This window comes from Knoellia aerolata DSM 18566 (genome assembly GCF_000768695.1).
GTDB classification, from domain to species: domain Bacteria; phylum Actinomycetota; class Actinomycetes; order Actinomycetales; family Dermatophilaceae; genus Knoellia; species Knoellia aerolata.
Map to the genome: position 1 here is coordinate 1 of NZ_AVPL01000123.1, position 2,668 is coordinate 2,668.

The window sequence follows — 2,668 nt, forward strand, 5'->3', positions numbered from 1 at the left end:
CGGACGGGGCGGCCGACCGGGCCGGGGCGGACCCGCTCGGCGAGGGCGTCACGGTGGGCGGACCCACCGTCCCCGGCGTCGACGAGGGCACGTCGAGCGCCGCGCTCGCCTCGGCGGGGTCGGTGAGCCGCGACGGTGACAGGGCGGCATACGCGACGAAGGCGAGCACGCCGGCGAGGAGCGCGGCCACCGCGACGGTGACCGCCCTCCCCGCTCCGGAGCTCATGGAGAGCCTCACGTCAGGCGCGGACGTCCTGGCGACGGCGGGTCGCCGCGAAGGCGACGGCACCGACGAGGAAGGCCGCGCCACCGGCGACACCGACCGGGGTCCAGCCGCTCGTGGCCGACTGGCCACCGGAGCCGCTCGGGACACCGCTCGGGGCGCTGTGCAGACCCGTGATCGTCTGGACCGCGAGGTCGAGGTTGTCGTCCGCGGCCGAGCCCCACGCGTAGACGATCGTGTTGGTGCCCTCCGCGAGGTTGACGTCCGCCGGACCGATCGCGACCGTGTCGGTGCCCGCGAGGACGACGTCGGCCGAGACGGTGCCGGCCGGCAGGTCGGCCTTGGCCTCGTTGGGGTTCGTCAGGCCCGGGAAGGCGACGGCACCGTTGGCGCGCACGTCGACCGCCGGAGCGGCGGCCGTGTGGCGCACCGTGATCCGCGCCTGTCCGGCTGCCGTCGCCTTGGTGTCGTTGACGAAGGGCGTGAGCACCGGCGTGCCACCGTCGTCGAGGTGGGCCACCACCGTGACGTTGGCGCCGCCGGGGACGGCGACGTCGTTGGCCTCGATGACGGCAGCGCCGTCGGGGCCGGCACCGGCGGCGGTGACCTTGAGGTCGTAGGACCCCTCGGGCAGCGTCAGCGGGTCGGTCAGCGTGCCGGGCTCGAAGTCCTCGAGGATCGCGTCACCGTTGGCGTAGACGTCGACCGTGGCGCCGGGGACGCCGTGCAGGATCGAGACCGTGGCGTCCGCGGCCTGGGCCGGGGCGCTGAGCGCGGCGGCGAGACCGGTGGAGACGGCGAGGACGGCGAGGGAGCGGGTGTGTCGCATGGTGGTTCTCCTGTTCGGGTCGGGTGATGAGCAACTGACGGGACGCAGACACGGGGCACGTCCATGCCCCTACTTCGTCCCGGGACCCCACCAGGGATGCACCTTCGACAAACTTTCTACACAGAGTTCCCCGAGGGGCTCGTCAGAGCCGCCGGTCGCCCAGCACCGGGAACGCCTCGCGCGTGCTCGCCACGACACCGGGGTCGACGTCGACGACGAGAACCTCCTCGCCCGTCCCGGCCTCCGCGAGGACGTCCCCATTCGGCGCCACCACCTGGCTGCGCCCACCCATCTCGGTGCGGGCGTGCGTTCCGGCGGTGTTGCACTGGACGACGAACGCCTGGTCCTCGACCGCGCGGGCCCGCCCGAGCAGGGTCCAGTGCCCGACCCGGGCCGCAGGCCAGGCGGCGGGGACGAGGAACACCTCGGCGCCGGCGTCGACCTGCTGGCGGTAGAGCTCGGGGAAGCGCAGGTCGTAGCAGGTCGAGAGCCCGACGGTCGCGCCCTCGCCGGTCGCCGAGGCGATCCGCGCGGTGACGACCTCGGTGCCCGCCTCGAGGAGCTTCGGCTCGCCCGAGCCGAACCCGAACCGGTGGATCTTGCGGTATGCCGTCCGCTCACCCTCCGCGGTGACGAGCAGCGAGGTGTTGGCGAGCCGACGGCCGTCGGCCCCGGCCTCGGCGAGGCGCTCGACGAACGACCCGGCGTGCAGGGTCACCGACAGCTCGCGTGCCAGCGCCGCCATGGCCCGGACCCACGGCCCGTCGAGGGGCTCGGCGAGCGCCTCCCAGCGGCGGTAGTCGAAGCCGGTGGGCCCCCAGAGCTCGGGCAGGACGACGACGTCGGGCCGCGAGCCGGCACCGTCCCCGCCAGCGGTCCCGCGCACGAGGGCGCACACCCGCTCGACCCGCTCCGGCATCGGCTCGTCGTCGCCGTAGGCCACCTGGACGACGGCGATCCTCATCGCTCGCCCCTCTCGCCGTGCTGGCCGAGCCGCGCCAGCCGGTCGTTGTAGGCCCGCAGGGCGGCATCGCCGTCGCGGGTGGCCTGGCGGTCGAGCCGCACCGTCTCCTGCCGGTCGCGGCGGAACCACTGGCGCGCCACGAGGATCGCGAGGATGAGGGTCGGCGCCTCACCGAAGCCCCACGCGATCTCGCCGGCCCGCTCCTGGTCGGCGAGCAGCGGCGGTCCCCACGGCAGGTTGACCTGCTCGAAGAAGCCCGGGGCGAGGATGAACGTCGTGCCGGTGAGGGCGACCCCGAAGAAGGCGTGGAAGGTGATCGTCGCGAAGAGGATGAACAGCAGGATGGCCGGGGACCACTTCGGCGGTCCGGGGTCGATCCCGATGAGGACCCAGGTGAAGAGGTACCCGGTGAGGAAGAAGTGGGCCAGCATGAGCAGGTGGCCCGAGTGCGTGGTGAGCGCGAGCTCGAAGAGCGGTGACCAGTAGAACGCCGCGAGGCTGGCGAAGAAGAGCACGGCCGCCACGACCGGGTTGGCGAGCACCCGCAGCGCACGGGAGTGCACGACCTGGAGGATGACCTCGCGCGGCCCCCACGTCCGGTCGGGGCGGGCCGGCAGGGCGCGCAGCGCGAGGGTGAGCGGCGCCGCGGGGA

The 2,668-nt window shown here is 74.1% G+C and carries 3 protein-coding genes and 1 pseudogene; all 4 read right to left on the reverse strand.

Going from position 1 to position 2,668, the window contains the following annotated elements:
- Positions 1-226, reverse strand: a pseudogene (locus N801_RS18805) (hypothetical protein); the annotation flags it as partial.
- Between the two features lie 13 nt (positions 227-239).
- The gene (locus N801_RS18810; protein WP_035940846.1) at positions 240-1,052 is read right to left on the reverse strand and encodes a DUF4397 domain-containing protein; all 813 of its coding nucleotides are present in this window, start codon (positions 1,050-1,052) and stop codon (positions 240-242) included.
- 142 nt (positions 1,053-1,194) lie between these two features.
- On the reverse strand, positions 1,195-2,016 hold the full coding sequence (locus tag N801_RS18815; RefSeq protein ID WP_035940847.1) for a carbon-nitrogen family hydrolase: 822 nt from the start codon (positions 2,014-2,016) through the stop codon (positions 1,195-1,197).
- A partial coding sequence (locus tag N801_RS18820) for a cytochrome c oxidase assembly protein (protein ID WP_035940848.1) occupies positions 2,013-2,668 on the reverse strand: 656 nt, incomplete at its 5' end. The genes N801_RS18815 and N801_RS18820, both read right to left, overlap by 4 nt.